Origin of the sequence: Salinirubellus salinus, assembly GCF_025231485.1 — an archaeon.
Lineage (GTDB): Archaea > Halobacteriota > Halobacteria > Halobacteriales > Haloarculaceae > Salinirubellus > Salinirubellus salinus.
This window is the reverse complement of sequence record NZ_CP104003.1, coordinates 713,184-738,153: the sequence shown is the minus strand read 5'-3', so window position 1 is coordinate 738,153 and position 24,970 is coordinate 713,184. Positions and strand designations below refer to the sequence as shown.

28 protein-coding genes are annotated in these 24,970 nt (G+C 71.3%); 15 read left to right on the top strand and 13 right to left on the bottom strand.

The genetic code is table 11. The features are described 5' to 3' along the window. Positions 1–37 precede the first annotated feature (37 nt). A complete protein-coding gene (locus N0B31_RS04115; protein ID WP_380627046.1) occupies positions 38–865 on the top strand; it encodes an aldo/keto reductase in 828 nt (275 codons plus the stop codon). 63 nt (positions 866–928) lie between these two features. Continuing rightward, positions 929–1,633 (top strand): MBL fold metallo-hydrolase, encoded by a 705-nt coding sequence (locus N0B31_RS04110; RefSeq protein WP_260594573.1) that lies wholly within the window; start codon positions 929–931, stop codon positions 1,631–1,633. Between the two features lie 10 nt (positions 1,634–1,643). On the opposite strand, the gene N0B31_RS04105 is transcribed toward N0B31_RS04110, so the two are convergent. The 5 genes from N0B31_RS04105 to N0B31_RS04085 form a co-directional block, all read right to left on the bottom strand. Beyond that, a complete protein-coding gene (locus N0B31_RS04105; protein ID WP_260594572.1) occupies positions 1,644–2,198 on the bottom strand; it encodes a fasciclin domain-containing protein in 555 nt (184 codons plus the stop codon). Between the two features lie 145 nt (positions 2,199–2,343). Next, on the bottom strand, positions 2,344–2,664 hold the full coding sequence (locus N0B31_RS04100) for a DUF7126 family protein (RefSeq protein WP_260594571.1): 321 nt from the start codon (positions 2,662–2,664) through the stop codon (positions 2,344–2,346). Between the two features lie 70 nt (positions 2,665–2,734). After that, positions 2,735–3,652, bottom strand: a complete 918-nt coding sequence (gene guaA, locus N0B31_RS04095) for a glutamine-hydrolyzing GMP synthase (RefSeq protein WP_260594570.1) — start codon at positions 3,650–3,652, stop codon at positions 2,735–2,737. After that, positions 3,652–5,313 carry a CTP synthase gene (gene pyrG, locus N0B31_RS04090; RefSeq protein WP_260594569.1) on the bottom strand — a complete coding sequence of 554 codons (1,662 nt, stop codon included), beginning with the start codon at positions 5,311–5,313 and terminating at the stop codon, positions 3,652–3,654. The genes guaA and pyrG overlap by 1 nt, the downstream gene beginning before the upstream one ends. Positions 5,314–5,463: 150 nt before the next feature. Further along, positions 5,464–6,114, bottom strand: coding sequence for a dienelactone hydrolase family protein (locus tag N0B31_RS04085; protein ID WP_260594568.1), 651 nt, complete (start codon positions 6,112–6,114; stop codon positions 5,464–5,466). A 63-nt stretch (positions 6,115–6,177) separates the two neighbouring features. Here N0B31_RS04085 and N0B31_RS04080 point away from each other — a divergent pair, with 63 nt between their 5' ends. The 3 genes from N0B31_RS04080 to N0B31_RS04070 are packed head-to-tail and all read left to right on the top strand — an operon-like array spanning position 6,178 to position 8,144. Then, a complete protein-coding gene (locus N0B31_RS04080; RefSeq protein WP_260594567.1) occupies positions 6,178–6,552 on the top strand; it encodes a translation initiation factor IF-5A in 375 nt (124 codons plus the stop codon). Positions 6,553–6,568: 16 nt separating this feature from the next. Then, positions 6,569–7,375 (top strand): agmatinase, encoded by an 807-nt coding sequence (gene speB / locus N0B31_RS04075; RefSeq protein WP_260594566.1) that lies wholly within the window; start codon positions 6,569–6,571, stop codon positions 7,373–7,375. A 4-nt stretch (positions 7,376–7,379) separates the two neighbouring features. Next, positions 7,380–8,144 carry a Nif3-like dinuclear metal center hexameric protein gene (locus tag N0B31_RS04070; protein WP_260594565.1) on the top strand — a complete coding sequence of 255 codons (765 nt, stop codon included), beginning with the start codon at positions 7,380–7,382 and terminating at the stop codon, positions 8,142–8,144. A gap of 15 nt (positions 8,145–8,159) precedes the next feature. Here N0B31_RS04070 and N0B31_RS04065 read toward each other — a convergent pair whose 3' ends face one another. Beyond that, a complete protein-coding gene (locus tag N0B31_RS04065) occupies positions 8,160–8,699 on the bottom strand; it encodes a hypothetical protein (RefSeq protein WP_260594564.1) in 540 nt (179 codons plus the stop codon). A gap of 102 nt (positions 8,700–8,801) precedes the next feature. Here N0B31_RS04065 and N0B31_RS04060 point away from each other — a divergent pair, with 102 nt between their 5' ends. From N0B31_RS04060 to N0B31_RS04050, 3 genes are read left to right on the top strand one after another with little or no spacing between them, the layout of a single operon-like run. After that, positions 8,802–9,311: a GNAT family N-acetyltransferase gene (locus tag N0B31_RS04060; RefSeq protein ID WP_260594563.1), complete on the top strand. Its 510-nt coding sequence runs from the start codon at positions 8,802–8,804 to the stop codon at positions 9,309–9,311. A 26-nt stretch (positions 9,312–9,337) separates the two neighbouring features. Further along, positions 9,338–9,556, top strand: a complete 219-nt coding sequence (locus tag N0B31_RS04055) for a zinc ribbon domain-containing protein (protein WP_260594562.1) — start codon at positions 9,338–9,340, stop codon at positions 9,554–9,556. Beyond that, complete coding sequence (locus tag N0B31_RS04050) at positions 9,556–9,720, top strand: DUF8143 family protein (RefSeq protein ID WP_260594561.1); 165 nt, start codon at positions 9,556–9,558, stop codon at positions 9,718–9,720. The genes N0B31_RS04055 and N0B31_RS04050 overlap by 1 nt, the downstream gene beginning before the upstream one ends. Here N0B31_RS04050 and N0B31_RS04045 read toward each other — a convergent pair. The 3 genes from N0B31_RS04045 to N0B31_RS04035 all read right to left on the bottom strand — a co-directional run bounded on the left by N0B31_RS04045 (position 9,717) and on the right by N0B31_RS04035 (position 12,550). After that, positions 9,717–10,586, bottom strand: a complete 870-nt coding sequence (locus tag N0B31_RS04045) for a ZIP family metal transporter (RefSeq protein WP_260594560.1) — start codon at positions 10,584–10,586, stop codon at positions 9,717–9,719. The genes N0B31_RS04050 and N0B31_RS04045 overlap by 4 nt on opposite strands. Positions 10,587–10,663: 77 nt before the next feature. After that, positions 10,664–11,359 carry an SDR family NAD(P)-dependent oxidoreductase gene (locus tag N0B31_RS04040; RefSeq protein ID WP_260594559.1) on the bottom strand — a complete coding sequence of 232 codons (696 nt, stop codon included), beginning with the start codon at positions 11,357–11,359 and terminating at the stop codon, positions 10,664–10,666. A gap of 273 nt (positions 11,360–11,632) precedes the next feature. Next, positions 11,633–12,550, bottom strand: coding sequence for a 1,4-dihydroxy-2-naphthoyl-CoA synthase (locus N0B31_RS04035; RefSeq protein ID WP_260594558.1), 918 nt, complete (start codon positions 12,548–12,550; stop codon positions 11,633–11,635). 145 nt (positions 12,551–12,695) lie between these two features. On the opposite strand from N0B31_RS04035, the gene N0B31_RS04030 reads away from it, so the two are divergent. Next, complete coding sequence (locus tag N0B31_RS04030) at positions 12,696–13,556, top strand: J domain-containing protein (RefSeq protein WP_260594557.1); 861 nt, start codon at positions 12,696–12,698, stop codon at positions 13,554–13,556. On the opposite strand, the gene N0B31_RS04025 is transcribed toward N0B31_RS04030, so the two are convergent. The 3 genes from N0B31_RS04025 to N0B31_RS04015 are packed head-to-tail and all read right to left on the bottom strand — an operon-like array spanning position 13,553 to position 17,040. After that, positions 13,553–13,798, bottom strand: coding sequence for a DUF8066 domain-containing protein (locus N0B31_RS04025; RefSeq protein WP_260594556.1), 246 nt, complete (start codon positions 13,796–13,798; stop codon positions 13,553–13,555). The two genes, N0B31_RS04030 and N0B31_RS04025, sit on opposite strands and share 4 nt — an antisense overlap. 27 nt (positions 13,799–13,825) lie before the next feature. Continuing rightward, positions 13,826–15,673 carry a 2-succinyl-5-enolpyruvyl-6-hydroxy-3-cyclohexene-1-carboxylic-acid synthase gene (gene menD / locus N0B31_RS04020; RefSeq protein WP_260594555.1) on the bottom strand — a complete coding sequence of 616 codons (1,848 nt, stop codon included), beginning with the start codon at positions 15,671–15,673 and terminating at the stop codon, positions 13,826–13,828. Further along, positions 15,670–17,040 carry an isochorismate synthase gene (locus N0B31_RS04015; RefSeq protein ID WP_260594554.1) on the bottom strand — a complete coding sequence of 457 codons (1,371 nt, stop codon included), beginning with the start codon at positions 17,038–17,040 and terminating at the stop codon, positions 15,670–15,672. The genes menD and N0B31_RS04015 overlap by 4 nt, the downstream gene beginning before the upstream one ends. A 160-nt stretch (positions 17,041–17,200) precedes the next feature. Between N0B31_RS04015 and N0B31_RS04010 the strand changes: the two genes are divergently transcribed. The 6 genes from N0B31_RS04010 (at position 17,201) to N0B31_RS03985 (ending at position 24,132) form a co-directional block, all read left to right on the top strand. Then, positions 17,201–17,893: an SOS response-associated peptidase gene (locus N0B31_RS04010; protein ID WP_260594553.1), complete on the top strand. Its 693-nt coding sequence runs from the start codon at positions 17,201–17,203 to the stop codon at positions 17,891–17,893. A gap of 90 nt (positions 17,894–17,983) precedes the next feature. Then, the gene (locus tag N0B31_RS04005; protein WP_260594552.1) at positions 17,984–19,081 is read left to right on the top strand and encodes an ATP-binding protein; all 1,098 of its coding nucleotides are present in this window, start codon (positions 17,984–17,986) and stop codon (positions 19,079–19,081) included. 42 nt (positions 19,082–19,123) lie between these two features. Next, the gene (locus N0B31_RS04000) at positions 19,124–20,746 is read left to right on the top strand and encodes an MmgE/PrpD family protein (RefSeq protein ID WP_260594551.1); all 1,623 of its coding nucleotides are present in this window, start codon (positions 19,124–19,126) and stop codon (positions 20,744–20,746) included. Next, positions 20,743–21,654, top strand: a complete 912-nt coding sequence (locus N0B31_RS03995; protein WP_260594550.1) for a diacylglycerol/lipid kinase family protein — start codon at positions 20,743–20,745, stop codon at positions 21,652–21,654. Before N0B31_RS04000 ends, N0B31_RS03995 begins: the two co-directional genes overlap by 4 nt. Before the next feature lie 62 nt (positions 21,655–21,716). Next, positions 21,717–22,289: a hypothetical protein gene (locus tag N0B31_RS03990; protein ID WP_260594549.1), complete on the top strand. Its 573-nt coding sequence runs from the start codon at positions 21,717–21,719 to the stop codon at positions 22,287–22,289. A 25-nt stretch (positions 22,290–22,314) separates the two neighbouring features. Continuing rightward, positions 22,315–24,132: a site-2 protease family protein gene (locus tag N0B31_RS03985; RefSeq protein WP_260594548.1), complete on the top strand. Its 1,818-nt coding sequence runs from the start codon at positions 22,315–22,317 to the stop codon at positions 24,130–24,132. Here the strand turns inward: N0B31_RS03985 and N0B31_RS03980 are convergent. Further along, a complete protein-coding gene (locus N0B31_RS03980; RefSeq protein WP_260594547.1) occupies positions 24,121–24,933 on the bottom strand; it encodes a hypothetical protein in 813 nt (270 codons plus the stop codon). The two genes, N0B31_RS03985 and N0B31_RS03980, sit on opposite strands and share 12 nt — an antisense overlap. Positions 24,934–24,970: the final 37 nt, after the last annotated feature.

Genomic DNA, 24,970 nt, shown 5'->3' with positions numbered 1-24,970 from the left:
GCGTCACCGCTTTTTGCCCGCCGGCCGTAGGACCGGCATGACCGGCATCCCCGACGTGACCGTACAGGGCGTCGACGTCCCGGCGCTCGGCCTCGGAACGTGGCGGCTCACGAGCGAGTCCTGCGAGCGCGCGGTGCGCGAGGCCCTCGAACTCGGGTACCGACACCTCGACACCGCGCAGGCCTACGGCAACGAACGCGAGGTCGGCGACGCGCTCGCGGCGAGCGAGGTCGACCGCGAGGACGTGTTCCTCACCACGAAGCTCGGCAACGGCAACCGCGACCACGACGCGGTGCGCCGCTCGACGGAGGAGTCGCTGGCGAAACTCGGCACCTCCTACGTCGACCTCCTGTTGATACACAACCCGATGCAGCGGGTGCCCGTGGCCGAGACGCTCCGAGCGATGGACACGCTCGTCGACGACGGGAAGGTTCGCCACATCGGCGTCTCGAACTTCGACGTGGACCGCCTCCACGCCGCCCGCGAGGCCGCCGACCACGAGCTCCTGACGAACCAGGTGCAGTTCAACCCCTACTGGGACCAGCGTGAACTCCTCGACTACTGCGAGATACACGACCTGCTGCTGACGGCCTACTCGCCGCTCGGCCACGGCGGCGTGCTCGACGACGACGTCCTCGCCGAGGTGGGCGACCGCTACGGGAAGTCCGCCGCGCAGGTGGCCATCCGCTGGTGTCTCCAGCACCCCAACGTCAGCGTCATCCCGAAGGCCACCTCCCGGACGCACATCGCCGCCAACCGCGACGTGTTCGACTTCGAGTTGACGGACGACGAGATGGAGCGCATCCGACGACCCTCGAAGGTCCGTGCGCTGACGGGCGCCGTCCGGTCGCGGTTGGGCGTCTGAACGGGGGACGGACCCACCCGGAGTTGCGACAGTATCTTGACAGGGCGTGGCCTACCCACCCTCATGATTACGGAACTCGGTGACGGTGTCTGGCAGATACCCTGTGGTGCCGGCCCGAGCCGGTGGACCAGGGTGAACGCCTACCTCGTCGACGACGACGGTGACCTGACGCTCGTCGACACGGGCACGCCGCGCGACGGCGGCCGCATCCGCGCGGCGATCCGGGAGACGGGGCACGAGGTCGCCGACCTCGAACGCATCCTCGTGACCCACTACGACGTCGACCACGTCGGGGGACTGGCCAGCCTGCTCGAGAGTTCCGGGGCCACCTGCTACGTCGGTGCCGGCGACGCCGGGTTCCTGATGGGCCGCGAGAAACCGCCCGCGTTCCACCACAAGGGGCTGTTCCAGCGGCTCCTCGGCCCGGTGACGACACAGCCGAACGCCGACCCCGAACTCGTCGCCGACGAGGCCGAGATCGGGTCGTTCACCGCCTACCACACCCCCGGTCACACGCCGGGGCACACCGCGTACGTCTCCGAGGTCCGGAACGTCGCGTTCGTCGGGGACCTCGTCATGGAGAACCACGGCGAGCTCTCGCCGTCGCCGTGGGCGCTCTCGTACGACACGGAGGCCGTCACCGAGAGCATCCACGAACTGGCCGAGCGCGAACCCGCCGTCGAGATACTGGCCATGGGCCACGGGACCCCGTTCGTCCGTGCAGGGGCCGTTCGGCTGGCGGAGTTGGGAGAGAGAATCGAGGAGTAGGTCGTTCCCGTTACGGCAGGAGGACGCTGTCGCCCTCGATGACGTGGACGATACCGTTCGAGGCTGGGATGTCGGTGGCGATGATGCTCGCCTGCCCGTCGTTGAGGGTCGTTCCGTCCACCTCGACACGAGCCCCGAACAGCGTCGGCACGCCCGACACCGGCAGGATGGACTGTGCCTTACGTCGGCCGGGGAGCACGTGGTAGAGGAGGACGTCCGCGAGCGTGAGCCCCGCGTCGGCGAGCAGATCCGCTGTCGCCGGGGCCACCTGGAGAACACCGTCCTGGTCGACCGTGAGCCCCACCGCAGCGAAGGTGTCGTCCGTCGGCGCGAAGACCGTCAGCTGGCGGTTCCCACTCAGGGGGCCGTCCAGTTCGGCCGCGAGTACGGCCGCGATGAGCGTGTCGAGCTCGCCGGCGAACGGACCCTCCGTGTTCGCTGCGATGGCCACGTCGACGATGGTGTCACCATCGCGCGGCGGTCGTGCTGCCGTGACACCCACACCGAGGGTACCAACTGCGCCCACAACACCGACAGTCTGCAAGAACGTACGTCGTGATTGCACGGCAAGTATTCGTATCGAGAGTATTTAGATACAGATTGTCACGTGCCAGCAGAGTCTCCGAATATCCCGAATCCGAGAGAGTCTACCCGGGACGTGTCCCGATCCGATATCGACGGGGAGTGCGAAGCGAGCCAGGCGCGTCGGCTTAGAGCAACTCCTCGGCCACCGTCTCCGCGTCCAGCAACCGCGGGTCGACGATGTGGCCCGCCTGCCCCCGAGCGAACTCGGGCACCGTGTCCCGGGCGTAGACCACCACCCTGACGTCCGGGTTGAGGTCTTTCGCCACCGGGATCGAGGTGGCGAGGCGCGCGTCCGTCAACACGAACAGGTCCGCGTCGACGATGCCGGCCTCCTCGAGTTGCGGGCGTGCCGCCGTCCCCCCCGCGCGGTTCACCGTCGCCCCGCCGACTTCGAGTGCGTCCCCCAGACCGTCCTCGTCCGGACCGGCAACTACTGCCATGGTCATCGGAGACTCCCCACCCCACCCACATAAATCGGGGCCACGCCTGTATCACGCGACGGACACGAGCGCCGACTCATTCGTACTCGATGGTCGCGGGCGGTTTGTGGGTCACGTCGTAGACGACACGCGAGACGTTCTCGCTCGTGCCGGTGATGCGTGACTGGATGCGCTGGAGGACGTCCCACGGGAGTTCCTGTGCCCGGGCGGTCATCCCGTCGCGCGACTCGACCGAACGGACGGCGACGACCCAGCCGTGGACCCGGTTGTCACCCTTCACGCCCGTCGCCTTCCCGAGGACCGCGGCGAACGCCTGCCACGGGTCGTGTTCCTCGAGTTCGTCCTCGACGACGTGGGTCGCCTCGCGGACGACCTCGACCTTCTCCTCGGTCACCTCGCCCACGATACGCACCGCGAGGCCGGGACCGGGGAACGGCATCCGCTCGGAGATGACGGACTCGAGGCCGAGGTGGCGGGCCACCTCGCGCACCTCGTCCTTGTAGAGGTCGCGCATCGGCTCGACGATACCCTCGAAGTCCACGACCTCCGGGAGGCCGCCGACGTTGTGGTGGGACTTGATGGTCCCCTCGCTCTCGATGCGGTCCGGGTAGATGGTCCCCTGGACGAGGTAGTCCGCGTCCTCCTCGCGGGCGACCGTCTCGAACTCGCGGATGAACTGCTCGCCGATGGCGTGACGCTTCTCCTCGGGGTCGGTGATCCCGGCGAGTTCGTCGAGGAACCGTTCGCGCGCGTCGACGATGCGGAGCGACTCCATGTAGTCGAACGTCTCGCGGATCTCCTCGGTCTCGCCCTTGCGCATCAGGCCGGTGTCGACGTAGACGGGTGTGAGTTCCTCGCCGAGCGCCTCGTAGGCGAGCGCGGCGGCGGTGGACGAGTCCACCCCGCCGGAGAGCGCGATGATGGCGTGTCCGTCGCCGACGGCCTCGCGTATCTCGGTGACCTTCTCCTCGACGAACGCCTCGGCGTCGACCATCAGAGCGTCACCTCCTCGTCCGCGGCAGCCTCACGTTGTTCGGTCATGGCGGCGTCGAGCAGGCCGACGAACGGCGGACTCGCGCGGCCCGGCCGCGAGCGGAACTCGGGGTGGAACTGCGTCCCGACGAAGTACGGGTGCTCGTCGGCCGGGAGTTCCAGTATCTCCATCCGGTTGTTCGCCTTCCCGGAGAAGACGAGGCCGGCGTCCTCCAGTCGCTCGATGTACTCCGGATTCACCTCGTAGCGGTGGCGGTGTCGCTCCGTGCAGGAGTCGGCACCGTAGAGCGAGTGGGCGATGGTACCCGGCGAGATGTCCGTCTCGTGGGCACCCAGACGCATCGTCCCACCCATGTCCTCCACCTCGTACTGTTCGGGGAGGATGTCGATGACCGGGTGGGGTGTGTCCGGGTCCATCTCGGCGCTGTTCGCCCCCTCCAGTCCGAGGACGTTCCGGGCGTACTCGATGACGGCCATCTGGAAGCCGAGACAGAGTCCGAGGAAGGGGACGCTGTGCTCGCGGGCGTAGTTGATGGCATCTACCTTCCCGTCGGTGCCGCGGGCCCCGAACCCGCCGGGGACGACGATGGCCTCGGCGCGCTCGAGTCGGTCCTCGTGGGCCGCGTTCATCTCGTCGGCGTCGACCCAGAGGACGTTCACGTTGACGTTGCGCTCGAAGCCGGCGTGTTTCAGCGCCTCGTGGATGGACATGTAGGCGTCCTCCAGCGCGTACTTCCCGACGAGTGCCACGTCCACCTCGCCGGTCTGTTCCTGCGTGACGATGTCCCGCCAGCGGTTGTCCCGCTCGCTGTGGGGCAGCGCGTCGGCGGCGAGGTTCAGCCGCTCCATCACGTACTCGTCGAGGCCCTCCTCCTCGACCATCAGCGGGACGTGGTAGATGTCCTCGACGTCCGGGTTCGAGAACACGGCGTCGGTCGGCACGTCGCAGAACAGGGCGATCTTCTCTCGCGTCTCGGGGTCGAGGCGGTCCTCCGAACGGCCGACGAGGACGTCCGGCTGGAGGCCGATGGAGCGAAGTTCCTTCACGGAGTGCTGGGTCGGCTTGGTCTTCTGTTCACCGTTCTTCGAGTACGGGACGAGCGTGACGTGGACGAACAGGATGTCCTCCTCGTCTTCCTCGTGGGCGAACTGGCGCAGTGCCTCGAGGTACGGCATCCCCTCGATGTCGCCCACGGTGCCGCCGACCTCGATGAGACAGACGTCGGAACCCTCGGCGGCCTCCCGGATGCGCCGCTTGATGTCGTCGGTGATGTGCGGGATGATCTGGACGGTCTTCCCGAGATAGTCACCGGCCCGTTCGTTCTCGATGACCTCCTTGTAGACCTTCCCGGTGGTGACGTTGTGGTCGAACGTCATGTCCACATCGAGGAACCGTTCGTAGTTCCCGAGGTCGAGGTCGACCTCGCCCCCGTCTTTCAGCACGTAGACCTCACCGTGCTGGTACGGGTTCATGGTCCCGGCGTCCACGTTCAGGTACGGGTCGATCTTGACGGCGGTCACGTCGAAGCCTGCGTTGGCGAGCAGCCGGCCGGTGCTCGCGGCCGTGATGCCCTTTCCCAGGCCCGACATGACGCCGCCGGTGACGAAAACGAACTTGTTCCCCAGTGTCGGGTCGTACTCCGCGACACCCTCTGTCGGCATACTGACCGTGTGCGGACTTCGGACTAAACCGTTTCGGAGCGGGGGTCGTTTGCGCCGCGCTCGCACCCACCGGCCGGTCCTGTAATCGGTTCTACAACGGCCCGACGGGGGGCTGGCGGACGCCGGGGGGGAGACCGGCCTGCGGTCTGCTCAGAGCCGGTCGCGGAGGAACGCCGCGGCGGCCTCGCCCACCTTCCGGTCCTGGCCGACGAAGTGGTGGTCCGCCGGGAGCGCCGTCACCTCGGCACCGTGCTCGTGGGCCGCCTCGACGACCGGCCCCGAATCGACCGTCGTGTCGCGCTCGCCGTACAGCACCTGCAGGTCGCACGCGATATCGGGGACAGCCCCCACTGCGTCGAGGTCGTTCAGTCGGTCCGGCGGGGCGAGGACGGAGACGGCCGCCGGGCACGTCCCGTCGGCGGACTCACGGGCCGCGGCGACCAGCGCCACGCCGGCACCGAACGAGTAGCCGAACAGCCCCACCCGCTCGCCGCTCTCATCGCCGTACGCCTCCCGCGCCCACGCGAGTGCGTTCCGGCAGTCGGTCACCTCCCCGTGGCCCTCCGTCCACGGGCCGTAGTCGAAGCGGAGACAGGCCACGCCGGGTGCGAGGGCATCGGCGACGGCACGGAGTCGGCGGTCGGTACGCGTGCCGCCCATCTGCGGGTGTGGCGGGCAGGCGACGACGCAGGCGTCGGCGTCGGGCGAGTCAACCGTGGCCCGCACGTCGCGGGCGCCGGGGACGAGGACGGTCTCGGACACGGTCGGCGGTTCGCCCCCCACCCGCTTGAACGCCCCCATCGCGCGTGTAGGGCACCGTCGCCGTTCCGTACCGTTTATACCCACATGGCCGGAAGGCCGGGTATGGCGAGAGAGCAGACCGAGGTTCGTGAACTCCAGGAGGGCAACTACGTCATGATAAACGACGTGCCCTCGAAGATCACCTCCTACTCCACCTCGAAGCCGGGCAAGCACGGCAGCGCGAAGGCTCGTGTCGAGGGGACGGGCGTCTTCGACAACCAGAAACGCAACTTCACCCAGCCGGTCGACGCGAAGGTCTGGGTCCCCATCATCACCCGGAAGCAGGGGCAGGTCCTCTCGACCTCCGGCGGCGAGATGCAGGTGATGGACCTCGAGACCTACGAGACGTTCACGATGCGCGTCCCGGACGACCTCAGCCCCTCGTCGGACGACGAGATTGAGTTCCTCGAGTACGAGAGCCAGCGGAAGATCGTCTGAACGGGCACTACCCACCATGTTTCCCGGGGCGATAGCCGACCGAGAGACCGCCGACTACGCAGTCCTCGGGGCGCCGCTCGACGTCTCGACGACGTTCCAGCCCGGCACCCGCTTCGGGCCGGAGCGCGTCCGCCGGTTCGCCCACACCTTCGACGACTACGACCACCACACCGACCAGTTCTTCACCGAGCTCGCGGTCCACGACGCCGGCGACGAGCGCGCGTGGGACGACGCCGAGGAGTACCTCACTTTCCTCGAGGGGACGCTCTCGGACCTCCACGCCGCGGGGACCGTCCCGCTCCTCGTCGGCGGCGAGCACACCGTCTCGGTCGCCGGCGTGCGCGCGGCGGACCCCGACGTGTTCGTCTGTCTCGACGCCCACCTCGACCTCCGGGCAGAGTACGACGGGAACCCCCTCTCTCACGCCACCGCGACCCGCCACGCGCTCGAGGTGGCCGACGAGGCCATCGTCCTCGGCGCGCGCACCGGGTCGCCCGAGGAGTGGGAGCGCGCCAGCGAGGCCGACGTGACCGTCGTCGCACCCGAGGACGTGGCAGCGTGGGCCCCCGACTTCGACTCGGACCGCGAGGTGTACCTCTCGGTCGACATCGACGGCGCTGACCCCGGCTTCGCCCCGGGGACGGGGACGATGGAGCCGTTCGGCCTCACCCCCCGCGAGATGCGTGACGTGGTCCGGGCCGTCGCCCCGCGAGCCACGGCGTTCGACGTCGTCGAGGTCAACGACCGGGACGACGGTCAGGCCGCGTCGCTGGCGGGCAAACTCCTCCGGGAGTTCGTTTATCACCACGCCGCCAGTCGGTGAGGGTATGGAACTCGCTACCTTCGCCGACCGACTGGACGAGCTGCTGGACGTCGAGGAACTGGACGGCCTCGACTACGCCGTCAACGGCCTGCAGGTCGGCCCGGAGGATGCCGACGTGTCGACGGCCGCGTTCGCCGTCGACGGCGTGGAACTCACGTTCGAGGAGGCCGCCGCCCGCGACGCGGACGTGCTCGTCGTCCACCACGGCATCTCGTGGGGCGGCATCGACCGCGTCACCGGCAAGGAGTACGACCGGCTCGACGCGCTGCTGGCGAACGACCTCGCGTTGTACGCGGTCCACCTGCCGCTCGACGCCCACCGCGAACTCGGCAACGCCGCCCGACTCGCCGAGTTCCTCGAACTGGAGGTGGTCGACGGGTTCGGTCGCGATGGCCCGGCCACCGTCGGGGTCCGGGCCCGGGCGGACGAGCCGCACACCGTCGACTCGCTGACCGAGCGACTTGAGCCCCTCGAGAACGACGGTGTGCAGGTCCTCGAGTTCGGCCCGGACCGTATCGAGGACGTGGCCGTCCTCACCGGCGCCGGCACCGACTGGCTGGACGAGGCCCGCGAACTCGGCGTCGACGCGCTCGTCACCGGCGAGGGGAAACAGCCGGCGTACCACGAGGCCCGCGAGGCCGGCATCCACGTCTTCCTCGCCGGCCACTACGCCACCGAGACGTTCGGCGTCAGAGCGCTGCAGGACGTGGTGACGGGGTGGGACGAGGGCCTCGAGACGACGTACATCGAGCACCCGACGGGACTCTGAGTCGTCGCGGTCGAATCAGCCGTCCTGGACGTTCAGCGTGAAGCCCCACGAGAACTCGGTGGCGTCGTCGTCGTTCCCGGGGAGACCGGGCGGGTCCTCGGCGGCCCGGCCGCCGACGCCGACGCGGTGGTCGCCCGCCGCCAGACAGTCGCTCTCGGCATCCACGTGGCCGTAGGGGAACGACTCACTCGCGATGGACTCACCCGCGGGCCCCTCGACGGTGCCGTACTCGGTGGTGACGGCGACGTGCTCGGTGAGCGCCCAGCACCCCGGCTCGACGAGGTCCGTGGGTTTCCCGTCGTGGACCGGCATCAGGTAGAGCGCGCCGTCCTGGCTGGTGACGTGGGGACCCTGTACGGCCGGTCGTTCCCCGAGGACGTAGTCGGTCACGGTGGTGGTCGTCGTCTCGACACGCAACTTGGCCGGGTGCTCGTCGGTGGCGAGCGGGTCGGCCATCGACACGTCGTCCGTGACCGGGACGGATTCACCCAGACAGCCAGCCAGTCCGACAGGGAGGGCGAGCGCACCGGTACAGAGGAGGTCGCGGCGTCGCACGGGCTCGAGTGGGTAGGGGACCGGCAACTGTCTCGTGGCGTCTCGAACGCGCGGTCGACTCTCCACGAAAGAACCAACGGTGTGGGGTCCGTCACGCGGGACGTGAACGTCACCGTCCGTCCAGCCGACCCCGACGACGCGGAGGCGATACACGCACTCGGCCGTGCCGCGTGGCACGCCGCCTACGACGACGTGTTCGGCCCGGACCGGGTCGACCGTGTCGTCGACCAGTGGTGGGGCGTCGAGTCGCTCCGCGGGGCTGCGGTGGCCGAGGAACGGGCGTTCCTCGTGGCGACGGACGCGGGTGCCGTCGTGGGCGTCGCCGACGCGGGCCCGGAGCCTGGCGAACGGGGCACCTACCACCTCGGACGCCTCTACGTCCACCCCGGCCGGTGGGGCGAGGGGGTGGGTGGCCGCCTCGTCGACCACCTCCGCGGCCGACTGCCCGTGCGGGCCGAGCGCCTCCGACTCGTCGTCCTCGCGGAGAACCCGGTGGGCGTCTCGTTCTACGAGTCGTACGGCTTCGAGCGGGTGGACGAACGGGCGGGGGAGACGGACGGCGTCGAACACCGGGAGTACGTCTACGAGCTGTCGCTCGGCCCACAAGACTGATACGCGGCGCTCGGGAACCCGCGGGTATGGTCCCCAACACGAGCGACGAGCGCGGCTGTCCGAAGTGCGGTCACGACGGCACCGACGTGGGCAAGATCTCGACCACCGGCGACGGCCTCTCGAAGTTCTTCGACATCCAGACGAACACGTTCAAGGTCGTCTCCTGTACGAACTGCGGGTACTCGGAACTCTACCGGGACAGCACGCCGGGGTCGAACGACATCGTGGACGTGTTCCTCGGCTGATGGCCGCCGTCGAGGCGGCGTTCGTCCTCGTCGTCCTCCTGTTCGCGCTGGCCGCACCACTCGCGCTGTACGCGCTGGTACGGTCCGAACACGACGAGCGCGAGGAGATGCGGCGCGAGGACGCAGAGCGCGCCGCTCGCCGTGACACCGACGAGCGTGGTTAAGCGCCGACGGCGAGCCACGCGACGAAGACGGCGGCTGCCCCTAGCGACGTGCTGAGGACGGCGTGGGTCCGGAGTCGGTCGAGCAGTGCGTGCGCGTCGTCGGAGAGCGCCGCAACCTCGCCCACCTCGCTCCCCTGCTCGCATCGCGGGAGGAAGTCCATCGCGACGTGGAGGAAGACGCCCGCGGCGAACCCGAAGATGGCCGCGTTGACGGCGGCGGTACTCGGTGGTGTGAGGAACGCGATCGGGATGGCCGTCAGGCCGACGCCGGCGGCCGGGAAGAGCAACACGGCGGGGGACTTCCCCCGACCAGCGAGCCGGCGCGCCGCCGCGTAGCCCGCCGGCCCCTTGTGCGAGACGATGGCCAGGCCGAGCAGTAGTCCCAGTCCCGGCATCGCGGCGTAGACCAGCCCGATGATGAGTCCTGCGGAGAGCGCGTGGGCGCTGATCTCGACGGTCGTCTTGTCGAACGGCGTCTCGAGGTGTGCGAGGCGGTGCCCCAGCGTGTGTGAGCCGTACCCGACGAGCAGTCCGGCGGCGACGCCGAAACCGCCGATGCGGGTGTCCAGTCCGATGGCTTGCGGGAGCAGGAACACCGCGGCCGAGGTGACCATCGCCCCTGCAGCGAGCCCGTAGCCCCAGACGAGTCGGCGGGCGTCGTTCGTCCCGGCGGCGCGGGCCCCGAAGGGGGCGAACCCCGCCATCGCGACGAACGCGACCCACGCGATGACCAGCACCTTCCACAGGCCCACGGCGTAGCCCACCGCGGTCAGCGCCACGAGCACCACGACGGACCCGGCACCGACCAGCGACGGCCTGCCGAACGCCGGCGACGTCGTGGCCTCCCGCTCGGTCTCGACCTCCATGTTCACAACTCGAGTTCTCTCGTTAATAAGCCCTCTGCTCGACCGATTGTGCGGGTCACGAAACCCGTCGTGCGCACTCAGCGTGTCGCCGACTTCCACGCCCGCAGGTCGAGGACCCCGCCGTCGAGTTCCTCGGCATCGGCCGCCGTCGCGGCCCAGACGAACATCCCGGCCACGTCCGCGGGGGCACGGCCCGGCCCGTTGCCGGTGAGGTCGGTCGACACCTGACCGGGGTCGACGACGCCGACCGCCTGCTCGAGTTCGGCGGCGAACTGCCGGACGAGCGCCTCGGCCCCCGCCTTGGAGACGGCGTAGGAGCCGAGGCCCGACTTGGCCTCACGGGCGATCTGTCCGGACGGGACGAGGACGCGAGCCTCGGGGGCGAGGTGGGGGACGGCCTCCCGGATCGTCGCGTAGACGCCCCGGACGTTGGTGCGGAGGTGGTCGTCGAACGCGCTGTAGGACTCGTCGGCGAGGCGGGTCTGCCCCACGTCGCCGTGGTAGACCCCGGCGTTCGCGACGAGGACGTCGATACCCCCGTCGCTCTCTCGGGCGGCCTCCTCGCAGAACCGCTCGACGTCGAACTCGTCGCGCACGTCGGCTCGTACCGTCGAGACGCTCCCGCCGGCCTCCAACACGTCCGCGGCGACCATGTCCAGCGCATCGGTGTCGCGGGCGGAGAGGACGAGGTGTGCGCCCTCGGCGCCGAACGCGCGGGCGACGGCCGCGCCCAGTCCTCGGCTCGCTCCGGTGATGGCTACCGTCTTGTCCATAGGGTGAGGAGTCCCGGACGCCGTATCCGTGTTTCCCAAGCGGCCAGTCTGGAGGGTGGTGCTGGGCGGTAGCGGTGCGGGGCAGAGCGGGGCGGTGCTGGAACGTCCACAGCGCTCACCCGGCGCGAGCGGAGCGAGCGCCGCCTTCTGCATCCAGAGTTTTCGAGTAGCGTGGTGGCTCCGCCACCACGCACCATGCGAGCGGGCGCGCAGCGCCCGCGAGCAGAGAGCGCTTCGCGCCGAAGGCGCACCCGACGAGAAAAGGTTGGTCGCCTAGTAGTGCCAGGGGAACCGCTGGAACTCCGGCTCCCGCCCCTCCACGAACGCGTCTCTGCCCTCCTTCGCCTCGTCGGTCATGTAGCCGAGTCGGGTCGCCTCGCCCGCGAACACCTGCTGGCCCATCATCCCGTCGTCGACGGCGTTGAACGCGTACTTGAGCATCCGGATGGCCATCGGTGACTTGGACGTGATGCGCTCGGCCCAGTCGAGTGCGACTGTCTCCAGTTCCTCGTGGGGGACGGCCTCGTTGGCCATCCCCATCTCGACGGCCTCATCGGCGGAGTAGGTCTTACCGAGGAAGAACACCTCGCGGGCCTTCTTCTGACCGATCTGCCGGGCGAGGTAGGCGCTCCCGTAGCCGGCGTCGTAGCTGGCGACGTCGGGGTCCGTCTGGAGGAACTTCGCGTGCTCCTCGCTCGCGAGCGTCATGTCGCAGACGACGTGGAGCGAGTGACCGCCGCCGACGGCCCAGCCGGGCGCGACGCAGACGACGGGCTTCGGGATGGTCCGGATGAGCCGCTGGACCTCGAGGATGTGGAGTCGCGGGGCCTGTCGGGCACGCTTCTCTCGTTCGGTCTCGTCCTCGCTCGGCTCCGCGCTGTCCTCGTACTCGTAGCCCGCGTCGCCACGAACGCGCTGGTCGCCGCCGGAACAGAACGCCCACCCGCCGTCCTTGGGCGAGGGGCCGTTGCCGGTGAGGAGGACACACCCCACGTCCGTCTGTCGCTTCGCGTGGTCGAGCGCGACGTAGAGTTCGTCGACCGTCTCGGGCCGGAAGGCGTTGCGGACCTCGGGCCGGTCGAAGGCGATTCGGACGGCACCCACGTCGGTCGCGCGGTGGTAGGTCAGGTCGCGGAAGTCGAACGCGTCGACCGCCTCCCAGCGGTCCGGGTCGAACAGTTCGGATACCATGCCTGAGCGACGCCCGGCGGCGACAAAAGCGTTCTCGGCGGCGGAGGTGATCACTCCGCGGGTGGCTACTGTCGCGCGACGCCAGCCCGTTGTGTCGAGCGACCGAAGGCCAAGCGTTTTGCACCGACGGAACTCACCCCCGGCGATGGCAGACGAGGGTGGGGACTTCTACGGCGTGCTGGGGCTGGAGCGGACCGCCAGCGCCGACGCCATCCGGGAGGCCTACCGCGAACGGGTGAAGGAGACGCACCCCGACGTGGCCGAGGGCGCCGACGCGGCCGACCGGTTCCGCCGTGTCAAGCGTGCCCACGAGGTGCTCGGAGACCCCGCGGAGCGCCGCCGGTACGACCGACTGGGCCACGAGGGCTACCTCGCGGCCGAACGGGTCGACGCCGACGACGGCCGGGAACCGGACTCTACCGCGCCGGGGGCCCGAGCGCGGAACGAGACGGGGACAGCGCCGGGCGCCACCGCGGCGAGTGCCACCGATGCCGGGGGAACCACGCGGGCCAGTGAGACCCGTGGTACCCGATGGACGCGACACGGCCGCCCCGGCTACGGGGCGACCACGGCGAGCGAGCGGACGCGGACCGACCGGGACCGTGCCGAGGACTACGGGACGGTACAGCGGGGCGCCGCCCGGTGGGTCCGGCTCACCACGGCGCTGCTGGAGGCGTGGCAGTCCCGGCTGACGCCCGCGAGCGGGCCGCTCGCGCTCGCCGTCTTCGTCGCCTACCCCGTCTTCCTCGGGAGCACCGTCGCACCGTGGTTCCCGCTGCCGGTCAACGCCATCGTCGGCGTCTGCACCCTGTTCGTCGTCGCCTACCTCGTGCTGAAGCCGGAGCTCGGCATCCCCGTCTTCGGGGGGTGGCTGGCGCTCCTGCCGGTGGCGCTCTCGGTCGCCGGGCTGGGCGTGCTGTCGCTCTCGGGCGCGCTCGCGTTCCTACTCACGGCGGTGCCGCTCGCACTCTGCGTGAGCGCGCTCGTCGGCGGCGCGACGCTCTAGTCCTCGTGCCCGGCGAGCGAGTCGTCCGCGAGCGACTCGGTGGCCCGGGCGATCCGCTCCGTCGCCGTCACCAGTCGCCAGAACAGCCAGAGGACGACGAGCGAGATGGCGATGGAGACGGCTGCCGAGAGCGCACCGAAGACGTTCGTGAACCCGAAGACGAAGCTCACGACGAGGACGACGGCGAGGGCAGCGAGCGTGTACAGCAGTTCGCTGGGGAGGACACGGAGGGCGGTGGACATACGCAGCCGGCTACTCGGACGCCCGGGTTAGTCGTTGTGGCCGGCGTCGCGGCCGTCACGACTCCGGACCCACTCGTGGACCGACTGCTGGAGCGTCTCCCGCCCCCGGTGGCTCGCCTCCCCGTCGAAGACGACCTCTATCACCTGCGTTCCGTCGGTGGCGACGCTCTCGGCGAACAGGTCGCGGAAGGTCTCACGGTCGTCGGTGCGGGCGAACTCGAGTCCGTAGAGGTCGGCGGTCGGCTCGAAGTCCAGCCCGTGCGGGGTGGTGAACTGTTCGGTGAACGGCGGGTCGAACGACTCGACCGGGAGGAGGTGGAAGATGCCGCCGCCGTCGTTGTTCACGAGGACGACGGTGGCGTCGACGCCGCTCCGTGCGACGGCGAGGAGCCCGTTCGAGTCGTGGTAGTACGCGAGATCGCCGGTGACGAGGACGAGCGGCCCCTCGCTCGCGCTCCCGGCGCCCAGCCCCGTCGACGCGATGCCGTCGATGCCCGACGCCCCGCGGTTCCCGAGGACGGTCAGGTCGGCGTCGTGCGGCCGGCCGAATCGGTCGAGGTCACGGACCGGCATCGAGTTCGAGACGAACACCGTCGACGGGTCGGGAGCGAGCGCCGCCACGTCGCCGAGCACGTCGCCCTCGAGGAACCGCGACTCGTCGGCCACCCGGTCCCAGTAGGCCGTCTCCAGGTCCGCGAGCCGCACCTCGAACCCACCAGCCTCGCGCTCGACGCGACCCGAGAGTGCCGCGGCCAGCGGCGTCGGTGCGGCCACGACGAGGTCCGTCGCGGTGAACGCCGCCTCACGCCACCCGCCAGCCGGGTCGACGACGAACTGCCGGGCGCCACGACGGCCCGCCTCGGCGAGGTACCGTCGCAGGGGCTTCGAGGTGGGCGAGGCGCCGAACCGCAGCACGACGTCCGGGTACGTCTCGAGCGCCCCGAGATACGCGTCGTAGCCCCCGCAGACCGTCACCCCGTCGGCGTCGACGTGTTGGCCCCAGCGTAGCCCCGAGAGCGGGTCGGCGAGCACCGGGAACCCGGTCGAGAGCGCGAGCCCCCGCATCGCGTCGCGGGAAGGGGTCGGCGCGTCGGCCGGCCCGCAGACGAGGACCCCCGCGTCGGCCCCCTCGACGGCCTCGACGAGGCGCGCGCGGTCGGCCGACGCGAGTTCCGTCCGCCCCTCGGTGACGGCCACGAACGGGGTCCCGTCCGGACGGCCACGCGCCCCGAGCGGCGACGCCTCGGCCCACCCCTCGGGCGGGTCCGTCGGCGTCGGCTCCAGCGGCTTGCGGAACGGACAGTTCAGGTGGACCGGTCCGGGGTTCGCGCCGTCGCTCGCGGTGTGGACCGCGCGCGAGACGGCCGTCCGGACCGCACGGAGTTTCCGGCCGTCGAACGCCGGGTCGGGGAGGCTCCGGTAGTGTCGGACGGCGTCGCCGTAGAGCTTCTCCTGGTCGACGGTCTGGTTCGCCCCGGAGTGCTGGAGTTCGCGCGGCCGGTCGGCCGTCAGCAGCAGCATCGGGACGCGTGCCTGGTTCGCCTCGATCACCGCGGGGTGGAGGTTGGCCGTCGCCGTCCCGGAGGTGGTGACGACGGGGGTCGGTCGCCCCGTCCGCTTCGCCCGGCCGAGCGCGAAGAACGCCGCCGAGCGCTCGTCGAGGTGCGAGAAGACGCGGACGCCCGGGTGGTCGGCGAACGCCATCGTCAGCGGCGTCGAGCGCGAACCGGGTGCGAGACAGGCCGCGTCGACGCCAGCGCGGTAGAGTTCGTCGACGACGACGCGTCCCCAGAGCGTGCTCTCGTTCGGCGAGTCGGCCACCGCATCGGGCCAGTCGGCGGAGTCCGCTACCGGCGGGCGACGCTCACCGCTCATTCCAGTTCGTCCAGCATCGGACGGTACTTCAGGTCCACCTCGTCCCACTCGCGGTCCGGGTCCGAGTCACCGACGATACCGACGCCCGCGAAGAGGGTGGCCGTGGCGTCCCTGACGACGGCCGACCGGAGCGCCACCGCGAACGAGCCGTACCCGGCGGCGTCGAACCACCCGACAGGGGCGGCGTACCAGCCCCGGTCGAACCGCTCGGTCTCCCGGATGGTCTCCAGCGCCCGGTCCGGCGGCAGGCCGCCCACCGCGGGCGTCGGGTGGAGCGCCTTCACCAGCGTCAGGACGTGTTCGTCACGCTCCAGCTCTGCCGTGATGGGCGTCTCGAGGTGCTGGACGGTCGCCAGACGTCGAACGCGTCGTTCACCGGCCGCGACGCTCGCCGCGAACGGGTCGAGTTGCTCGCGGATGGCGTCCGCGACGAGTTCGTGTTCGTGGCGGTTCTTCTCGTCGTCCATCAGTTCGCGTGCGAGCCACTCGTCCTCCTCGGGGGTGTCGCCCCGGCCCGTCGTCCCCGCGAGCGCGCCCGTCTCCACGGTCCGCCCCCGGAGCGCGACGAGTCGCTCGGGCGTCGCACCGAGGAACCCGCCCGCCGTGTCCGTCTCTCCGTCGCCGGCCGTGGGCTCGACGAGGAAGCGATAGCAGTCTGGGTACGTCTCGCCGAGCCGGGCCAGCACGTCCGGGACGGAGACCGGCGAGTCGAGGTCCGTCCGGAGCGCCTGTGCGAGCACCACCTTCCGGAGTTCGCCCGCGTGGATGCGCGAGGTCGCGGCGGTCACGGACTCGCGCCACGCCTCGCGTGAGGTGGTTCGCTCCCGACTCGTGACGCCGGGTGGTGGGCCGATCGGGCCGGGGTCCGGCAGGTCGGCGAGTCGCTCGCGTTCCTCCTCGACGCGGCGTTCGACCGTCTCGGCGTCGGCGTCCGGTCCAGCGGCGTTCACGGTGAGCCACGCCGCGTCGTCGGTGTAGGTCACCTGCGTCTCGGGCAGGACGAACCCCGCGGCCGGGAAGCCGACCCACGGGGGCGCGCCAGCGTGGTCGTCGTGGAAGGCGAACCCCCCGAACAGGCGGGGACGAGCGGCGAGCGTCCCCGCGTGGACGTCGCCAGTGGCGAACAGGTCGTCCGCGGCCGCACGGACCGACTCGAACCGGTCGTCACCCGTGGCGGTGACCGTCGTGGCGGCGCCGCCCCCCACCACCGTCGCTTCGGCTGGGGCGGCCCAGTACAGCCGCGGCGCCTCGGCCCCGCCGAGCACCGCGCGGGCCGGCGGCGCCGACGAGAGTTCGACGGCTCGGCTCACGACCGGCCCACGGGCCGACGTGCGTGAGGCGGCCTCCTCGCCGCGGAGTGGTTCCATCACCCGTAGTTCGGACTCCAGCGTTTTGATGGTAACTATCCCGGTGGTTCACCGAGGACGGAAGGTCCCGGCCGGTGGGGCGCCGCCACGACGCTGACCGACCAGCCGCACGCGGGCCGTCGGGGATGGGTTCTTCCCCATCGCCCCCCTCGGTCGTGGTATGTGCGGCCGATACAGCCTGTTCACCCCGCCGGCCGAGCTGGCCGACCGGTTCGGCGTCGTCGTCCCGGAGACGTTCCCCCAGCGGTACAACGCCGCGCCCGGTCAGTCGCTCCCGGTCGTCACGGCCGAGGCCCCCGACCGCCTGAGCCACCTGACGTGGGGGCTCGTCCCCTCGTGGAGCGACGACGACTCGGGGGGCCTTATCAACGCACGGAGCGAGACCGTCCACGAGAAGCCCGCGTTCCGCGAGGCCTACCGCGCCCGGCGCTGTCTGGTACCGGCCGACGGCTTCTACGAGTGGGTGTCGACGGAGGACGGCAAGCGACCCTACCGGGTCGCACTCGAGGGCGACGAACCGTTCGCGATGGCGGGGCTCTGGGAGCGCTGGACGCCTCCGCAGAAACAGACTGGCCTCGGGGACTTCGGGGGTGACGGGCCGGACCGCTCCGTCGACCCGCTCGAGACGTTCACGATACTGACGACGGAGCCGAACGAGGTGGTGGCCGACCTCCACCACCGGATGGCCGTGGTGCTCGCCCCCGACGAGGAGGAGCGCTGGCTGACCGAGGACGACCCCCGAGACCTGCTCGACCCGTACCCCGCCGATCGGATGCGGGCCTACCCCGTCTCGCGACTGGTGAACGACCCGTCGAACGACTCCCCGGCGCTCGTCGAGCCGGTGGAGCCCTGAGCCGCAGGCGACCGCGATGGTCTGCCTTCGGTCGGTTCTACTGCCGAAAGGGACTCGCCCTTTAAGTTCCGGTACCGCCGAGAGTCCACAATGCGTGAGGGTCTCCGACTCGGGAGTGCGGTGGGCTACCTCACGGCGGGAGCCGTCGTGCTCGTGGTCGCTATCGGTGGGCTCGGGCCGACTCCCTCACCCTTCGCCCTGGTGTTCGGGGGGCTGTTGCCGATCGGCCTCGTCCTCGCACTCGTCGTCTCGGGGCTCTGGCTCGCGTTCCGGAGCGACCTGACCGCCCCCGAGTTCCGGCGTATCGCCGGCTGGAGTCTCGCCGGGAGCCTCACCGTCGGCGGCTTCGCGGCCATGATCGTCGTCGCCTTGGCCGGAGAGTACGAACTCCTCCGGGGGGAGCTGCTCGTCGCCGAGACGGTGGTCGGCGGGGCGCTCGCCGGACTCGGCATCGGGCTGTACGACGTGCTCTCCCAGCGCCAGCGGGCGCGGCTCGAGGCCGAACGCGAGCGACTCGACGTGCTCAACCGGATGCTCAGACACCACCTCCTCAACGGGATGAACATCATCCTCGCCAGCGCCGAGGAACTCGAACGCCGCACCGAGGAGCCGGGCCACGAACTCCGGACCATCCGCCGGCGCGGTGACGAGGTGGTGGGCCTCGTCGAACGGGTGAGCGAGCTCACGGACCGCATCAACGAGCAACCCGAGCCGAAGCCGCGTCGGCTCCGGACCATCGTCGAGGAGTCGGTGGGGCGGGCGCAGGGCGTGTACGGGACCGCGAACGTCGCCGTCGAGGAACCCGTGCCCGACCTGTCGGTGCTCGGTGACGAGACGCTCACCGAGGCCGTCGAGACGGTGGTGCTCGAGCGCGCGGGGGTGAGCGACGGCGTGGTCGTCGGGGCCCACGTCACCCCCGAAGACGTCGTCGTCAGGGTTCGGGACGACGAGGGAGGGTCGTCGACGGCGGCAGACGGTGGGGGGGCTTCGGGGTGGGGTCGGCGTCTCTCGTCCGGTGTGGCCGACGACACCGACGCCGACGCCGGCGGGAGCGAACGGTACGCCGCCAGCCTCCACCAGGGTGTCGACATCTACATGGCCGAACTCCTGCTCTCGCGGTCCGGCGGCCGACTCGAGGTGATCCCGGGCGAGTCGACCGCCGTCGAACTTCACCTGCCCCGGGCGTAACCCCGCCGACACGTTTTCGACGCTCGACGGTCTCCTCCCGGTATGACGGAGAAGAATGCACCCTTCCTCGAGACGGCCGCTCGATGGGCCACGGGCCTGCACTTCCACGACCTGCCGCCCGACGTGCGGCGGGCCGCGGGCGCGCAGCGGCTGAGCGCGATCGGTGCCGCCGCGTGGACCTGTTCGCTCCCGGTCGGTGAGCGCATCCACCGAACCGTCCGGGCCGAGTTCGACACCGCGGGGGAGGCGACGCTCCTCGGTGGCGGCCGCGTCGCACCTCGTGCCGCCGCGTACGGCCACGCCGCGCTCGGGATGGCACTCGACTTCGACGACACCGTCCTCGGCGGGCACACCGGTCACTCGGCCGTGTTCGTCCCCCTCGCGTACGCCGAGGTGGCCGGGGCCGACTGGCGTCGAGCGGTCCTCGCCCACGTCGCCGCCAACGAGGTGGCCGCCCGCGTCGCCAGTGCCGCCGCCGTCGGTCCCTTCCGCGGCCAGCAGACGGCGTACGTCCACGCGCTCTGTGCGGCCGTCGGTCGGGCCGTGGTCGAGGGCGACGACGCCGATACGCTCGCCGACGCGATGGCCATCGCCCTCTCGCAGCCACCGTGGCCGCTCGACGCGGGGTTCCTCGGCTCCGACGCGAAGGTACTGACCGCAGCCGAGCCCGTCCTCGCGGGGCTGAACGCCGTCGGTGCGGCCCGCGAGGGGCTCGCCGGGAACCGCGAGGTGGTGACGGCCGAGGGTGGCTTCCTCGACTCGTTCGCGGACTACCCGCTCCCGGAGTTCCTCGGGGGCCTTCCGGAGCGCGAGGCGGGTGACCGGTTCGGCCCGGTCGAGGGACGCTGGCACACCCGTGCGGTGACGGTGAAGGCGCACCCCGGCTGTGCGTACGTCTCGGCACCCGTCGAGGCCGCCCTCGACGCCCGGCGCGAACTCGACCGGCGGTTCGACGGGACCGTCCCCGTCAGCCACGTCACCGTCGAGACGTCACTGTTCACCACGCAGGTCGACGAACGTGCGAGTCGGTACGTCCGGGGCCCGGACTCGACGCTCGCGGCGCTCAACTTCTCGGTGCCGTACAACGTCGCCGTCGCCCTCCTCGACGGGGAGCACACGCCCCGGCAGTTCGCCGACGCTCGCCGTGGGAAGCGCGACGTCTGGGAGCTCGCCGACCGGGTCGAACTGGAACACGACGCCGAGTTCACGACGGACGCCCTCCGGTCGGAGGTGCCGCTCGGGGCGATGCTCCGTCGGGTCGGCCCGCTCGTCCTCCCGTACTCCGCGAAGACCGTCGGCGGGGGGGCGACGGTGGCGAACCTGCCCACGCTGCTCCGGTTCGTCCGCAAGCGCCCACTCCCGACGGACCTCTCGGCCGCGGAGAAACGCCTCGGCGCCCGAGTGACGGTCCACCTCAGCGACGGGCAGTCCGTCACCGCCGAGTGCCCACACCCGATGGGGTTCGCGGGGCGGCCGCTCTCGGAGACGCGTGCCGTCGCCCGCCGCAAGTGCGAGGGGGCGCTCGTGGAACTCGCCGGGGCCGACGCCCCCGTGCGGCCCGCGGTCGAGGCGCTCCGTGACCCCGATGGGCCGGTGTCACTCGAGGAGGTGGCCGCCCTCGTCTCCCGCGGCACGGCCGCCGCGCCCGAGGTGCCACACCGGTGACGGAGCGGCGCGCGGGCGCCGTCGTCAACCCCGTCTCCGGCGACGGGCGTGGGGTTACGATGCTGGAGACGCTCCGTGCCGCGCTCGGTGACGGGTGGCGTGTCGACGCGACGGTGCTCTCCGGGCCGGGGGAGGCTGACGACGCGGGCCGGTCGTTCGCCGACCGGGAACTCCTCGCCGTCGTCGGTGGCGACGGCACCGTCCGCGAGGTGGCGAGCGCGTACCTCGCCGAGGGGCGCGAGCCGCCGCCACTGTACGTCGTCCCCGGCGGTCGGGGGAACTCGCTCTACCGGCACTGCTACGGCGAGCACGACTGGCGGGCCGTCGCGCGCCGAGTCGGTCGCGCTTTCGAGGTCCGACCCGTCGACGCCGGCCGGTACAAGGCCGACGGCGAGACGGGCTACTTCCTGCTCGGGTTCACCGGGGGGCTGTTCCGCGCCGCGGTCGAGGCCAGCGAGGCGTTCGGGTGGCTCCCCGGCCCCCTCGCGTACCTGCTCGGGATGGGCCGCTCAGTGCTCCGCGAGGACCCGGTCGAGGTCCGGCTCGAAGCGGACGAGGAGCCGCTGTTCGAGGGGCCGGCCCACCTCGTCGCCGTCGGCGGCGGGCGGTACCGTGGCTCGCGCTTCGACCTCCTCCCCGGGTCACGGCCGGCAGACGGCGACCTCCACGCGCTGGTCGTCGAGGCCACGGACCTCCGGGACGTCCTCGCCATCACGCGGGCCGGCCCCGCCGGTCGCCAGGTCGAGCACCCCGCCGTCCACTACCACCGTTCGCCGGCGTTCGACCTCTCGTCGCCGTCGGGGCTCCCGGTCGAGGTGGACGGTACCGTCGTCGACGACCCCGTGTGCGAGGCCCACCTCGCCGTGGTCCCGGGTGCGCTCCGGTTCGCGTACCCGGCCGGGTTCTGACGCGCTCTGGCTGGACTGCGGGGACCGCCGGACTCAAGCGCCACGGACCACAATCCCGGGTCGTGCAGGGGCGACGGGACGACCGAGACGGCCCGGACGCGGAGACGCTGGAGCGGGCGCTCCTCGAGGCGGACACGGAACTGCTCGACGACCCCGACGGCGTCGTCGACGCACTGTTCACCGAGACCTTCGTCCGTGAACACACCGACTTCCCGGACTTCGATTCGTTCCTCGAGCACGCCGGCGTGGAGGACGTGTGGGCGTTCGACCGCTGGCTGGACTGGGTGCTCGACTGGCACGTCCTCGGGAACACGCGGTTCTGGTCGTGGGAGTGGATGGTCCACGCGGCGGTGGCGCTGTGGGTGGACGCCGAACGCGTCGGCACGCTCCGGTGTGCCGCCTGCGACGAGCCCGTCGAGGCCGCCACCGGCTCCGCCATCGAGGAGCCCGGCCGGACCGACGCCGCGTGGGTCGAGTACCGCTGTGCCTGCGGGGCGAGGGGGCGCGCGGAGATACGCGAACCCGACGGCGGGGTCCGACTCTCGGGCGACGTGGCGTGGTCCGACGAGGGGCTCCCCGCCGTCCGTGCCGACAGCGACCCCTCGACGGAGCGCGGGACCGAGCGGGAGGGCTAAGGGGCACCGCACCGCGCGGTGAGTCGTGTCCCTCCACGACTCGCCGGCGGTTGCGGTCCTCCTCGGCCTCCTCGTGTTCGGTGTCGTCGCCGAACTCCTCGATCGGAGCGAGCGCCTCCCTCCCGGCGTCTCGGCCACCGGCCCGTTCCTCACGCTCTCCTCGACCCGCGGGCGGACGCTGCTCGACCGGGTCGCTCGACCCCGCTGGCTCTGGCGGCTCCTCGGGACGGCCGGTCTCGCCATCGTCGCTGGACTGGTCGTCCTCGCCGCCGTCGGCGTCGTCCTCGCGGGCGTCGCGGCCGTCCTCGACCCCGCCAGCAGCCCCATCGAGTCACCGGGGAGCGTGCTGGTCGTCCCCGGCGTCAACCCGTTCCTGCCGCTGGCGGCAGCGCCGGAACTCCTGTTCGGCGTCCTGCTCGGCCTGGTGGTCCACGAGGGCGCCCACGGCGTCCTCGCGCGTGCCGGCGACATCGAGGTGGAGTCCGTCGGCCTGTTCCTCCTCGCGGTAGTCCCCGCCGGCGCGTACGTCCTGCCGGCAGGTCTGGACGGCGGTGACGAGGCCGACAGTGACCACGAGCGCGGCCACCGCCTCGGCTGGGCGCGGCTCTACGCCGCCGGCCCCGCGGCGAACCTCGTCGGTGCCGGCGTCTGCTTCCTCGCACTCCTCGTGGTGCTCGGGAGCGTCGCGCCCGTCGCGGGTGTCGCTGTCGGTGGCGTGTTCGCCGACTCTCCGGCAGCCGACGCCGGCCTCGAGCGCGGCGACGTGCTGACGAGCCTCGGTGGACGGGCAGTCGGAGACGACGACTCGCTGCACGCGGCGCTGGCGAACGCCTCCGGGACCGTCCGCGTCGGACGGCGCGACGCCCCGGCAGTCACCGTCGAGCGGAGCGTCACGGTCGTCGCGACGAGCGAGGCGAGCGACCTCGAACCGGGCGTCCGTATCCTCGCCGTCGACGGCCGGAACGTCTCGACGGTGGCGGCGTTCCGCGAGGCGCTCGCGGACGACCGCCGAGCGGAACTGACCCTCGAGGCGCCCGACGGCAGTCCGGGCGGCTACGCACTGAAGCCGGGGCTGGCGGGTCGAGTCGCGCCCGACGGCCCACTCGACGAGGCGGGTGCCGCGCCGGACGGGCGAGTCGTCCTCGTCCGCGTCGCCGGCGAGCGCGTGCTGGACCGTGCGGACCTCGGGCGGGCGCTCGCCGACCGCCAGCCCGGTGAGACGGTCACCGTCGAGGCGTTCGAGGAGGGCGACCTCGACACGTTCGAGCTGACGCTCGGTGGGGAGGGCGACCGAAGGGAGCCCTCGGAAGCGAGCGGTGAGTCCGACCCGATACTCGGTATCTTCCCCGAACCCGGCGTCTCGGGACTCGTCCTGACCGACTTCGGGGTCGAACCGTACCCAGCAGACACCTATCACGGCGCGCTCAGGGGGGCGGGCCTGCCGGGGGCGGCCGACGGCCCCCTCCAGCGCGGGTTCGCGTTCCTCCTCCTGCCGCTCGCGGGCGTGGTGGGTCTCGCCCCGTTCGGGTTCGCCGGGTTCGTCGGCACGGCACGCGAGGCGTTCGTCGTCTCGGGGGTGCTCGCACCGCTCGGCGACGGCGCGTTCGTCCTCGCCAACGCGCTGTTCTGGTCGGCGTGGCTCCAGATCCAGCTCGCGGCGTTCAACTGCATCCCCGCCTACCCGCTCGACGGTGGGCGGCTGGTCCGGTCGGGCGTCGCGGCGCTCGGCGAGCGACAGGGGTGGCCCGACCCAGCCGAGCGGGCGGAGTGGGTCGCTATCGGCCTGACCATGGCGATGCTGGGTGTGCTCGTGGTGATATTGGCCGTCTCGCTACTGCTCTGAGTCCCGTACCTCGTACGAGCGCGACTCGCTCCCGGCCTGCGTGCGGAGGTAGAACGACGGGTGTGTCGCACCCTCGGGCACCGAGTCGCTGTGCGTGACCGTCGCCGTCTCGTCCGGGGCAGCGGATTCGGCGAACGGGTAGGGGTAGTACGCGTACCGGAGTTCGGCGACGTTCAGCGCACCGCAGAACGTTCCGGGGACGGTGCTGGTGTTCCGGGCGGTGACCGTCACCTCGAAGCGCTCGCCGGTGACGAGACGGTCGGGGAAGGATACGTCGAGCGACCACCTCGGCGTCGGCTCGTTCAGCCGCGAGACCACGCTGTCCGGAAGCGGCCAGCGGTGGGGTCCGACTCGGACCTCGGCCGTCGAGACACCGGCCTCGGCGGACACCTCGAACGCGACCCAGCCGTCGGGGTCGTCGCGCCGGTACGGGGTGCCGAACCCGTCGACGCGGTAGCGCGTCAGCGTCCGGGGGTCGACCGCCGAGACCGGCCGGTCGTCGAGGGCGAGGGAGAACGCCCCGGCGCGCTGTGGCTGGTCGTCCGACTCGTTCGCACGGACCGACGCGAGGACGAACCACCCCTCGGGGTCGCGAGCGGTCATCGAATCCGGTGAGTCGTGGCCGACGACGGCGTCTCGGACGCGAGGCGTGGACACGTCGACCGGCGAATCGGTGGCAGTCGGCGGCGGTGTAGGTGAGACCGTATCAGACTCGGCGCCGCCGGTCGGTCCCTCCACACAGCCACCGAGACCGGCGAGCGCGAGACCGCAGGTCGACAGCACCGAACGTCTGGAGGGCATCGACCAGTACCTGTCCGCATGCCGGTAAGTGTCTTCT

Excerpts from the sequence above, each read along its gene's own strand:
- N0B31_RS04000 (WP_260594551.1), top strand. The coding sequence starts at position 19,124 with ATGACGGAGAAGAATGCACCCTTCCTCGAGACGGCCGCTCGATGGGCC.
- N0B31_RS04050 (WP_260594561.1), top strand. The coding sequence starts at position 9,556 with ATGGCCGCCGTCGAGGCGGCGTTCGTCCTCGTCGTCCTCCTGTTCGCG.
- menD (WP_260594555.1), bottom strand. The coding sequence starts at position 15,673 with ATGAGCGGTGAGCGTCGCCCGCCGGTAGCGGACTCCGCCGACTGGCCC.
- N0B31_RS04035 (WP_260594558.1), bottom strand. The coding sequence starts at position 12,550 with ATGGTATCCGAACTGTTCGACCCGGACCGCTGGGAGGCGGTCGACGCG.
- N0B31_RS03980 (WP_260594547.1), bottom strand. The coding sequence starts at position 24,933 with ATGCCCTCCAGACGTTCGGTGCTGTCGACCTGCGGTCTCGCGCTCGCC.
- N0B31_RS04015 (WP_260594554.1), bottom strand. The coding sequence starts at position 17,040 with ATGGAACCACTCCGCGGCGAGGAGGCCGCCTCACGCACGTCGGCCCGT.
- N0B31_RS04010 (WP_260594553.1), top strand. The coding sequence starts at position 17,201 with ATGTGCGGCCGATACAGCCTGTTCACCCCGCCGGCCGAGCTGGCCGAC.
- speB (WP_260594566.1), top strand. The coding sequence starts at position 6,569 with ATGTTTCCCGGGGCGATAGCCGACCGAGAGACCGCCGACTACGCAGTC.
- N0B31_RS04070 (WP_260594565.1), top strand. The coding sequence starts at position 7,380 with ATGGAACTCGCTACCTTCGCCGACCGACTGGACGAGCTGCTGGACGTC.
- N0B31_RS04080 (WP_260594567.1), top strand. The coding sequence starts at position 6,178 with ATGGCGAGAGAGCAGACCGAGGTTCGTGAACTCCAGGAGGGCAACTAC.
- N0B31_RS04040 (WP_260594559.1), bottom strand. The coding sequence starts at position 11,359 with ATGGACAAGACGGTAGCCATCACCGGAGCGAGCCGAGGACTGGGCGCG.
- N0B31_RS04030 (WP_260594557.1), top strand. The coding sequence starts at position 12,696 with ATGGCAGACGAGGGTGGGGACTTCTACGGCGTGCTGGGGCTGGAGCGG.
- N0B31_RS04055 (WP_260594562.1), top strand. The coding sequence starts at position 9,338 with ATGGTCCCCAACACGAGCGACGAGCGCGGCTGTCCGAAGTGCGGTCAC.
- guaA (WP_260594570.1), bottom strand. The coding sequence starts at position 3,652 with ATGGTCGACGCCGAGGCGTTCGTCGAGGAGAAGGTCACCGAGATACGC.
- pyrG (WP_260594569.1), bottom strand. The coding sequence starts at position 5,313 with ATGCCGACAGAGGGTGTCGCGGAGTACGACCCGACACTGGGGAACAAG.
- N0B31_RS04085 (WP_260594568.1), bottom strand. The coding sequence starts at position 6,114 with ATGGGGGCGTTCAAGCGGGTGGGGGGCGAACCGCCGACCGTGTCCGAG.
- N0B31_RS04025 (WP_260594556.1), bottom strand. The coding sequence starts at position 13,798 with ATGTCCACCGCCCTCCGTGTCCTCCCCAGCGAACTGCTGTACACGCTC.
- N0B31_RS04100 (WP_260594571.1), bottom strand. The coding sequence starts at position 2,664 with ATGACCATGGCAGTAGTTGCCGGTCCGGACGAGGACGGTCTGGGGGAC.
- N0B31_RS04045 (WP_260594560.1), bottom strand. The coding sequence starts at position 10,586 with ATGGAGGTCGAGACCGAGCGGGAGGCCACGACGTCGCCGGCGTTCGGC.
- N0B31_RS04115 (WP_380627046.1), top strand. The coding sequence starts at position 38 with ATGACCGGCATCCCCGACGTGACCGTACAGGGCGTCGACGTCCCGGCG.
- N0B31_RS04005 (WP_260594552.1), top strand. The coding sequence starts at position 17,984 with ATGCGTGAGGGTCTCCGACTCGGGAGTGCGGTGGGCTACCTCACGGCG.
- N0B31_RS04110 (WP_260594573.1), top strand. The coding sequence starts at position 929 with ATGATTACGGAACTCGGTGACGGTGTCTGGCAGATACCCTGTGGTGCC.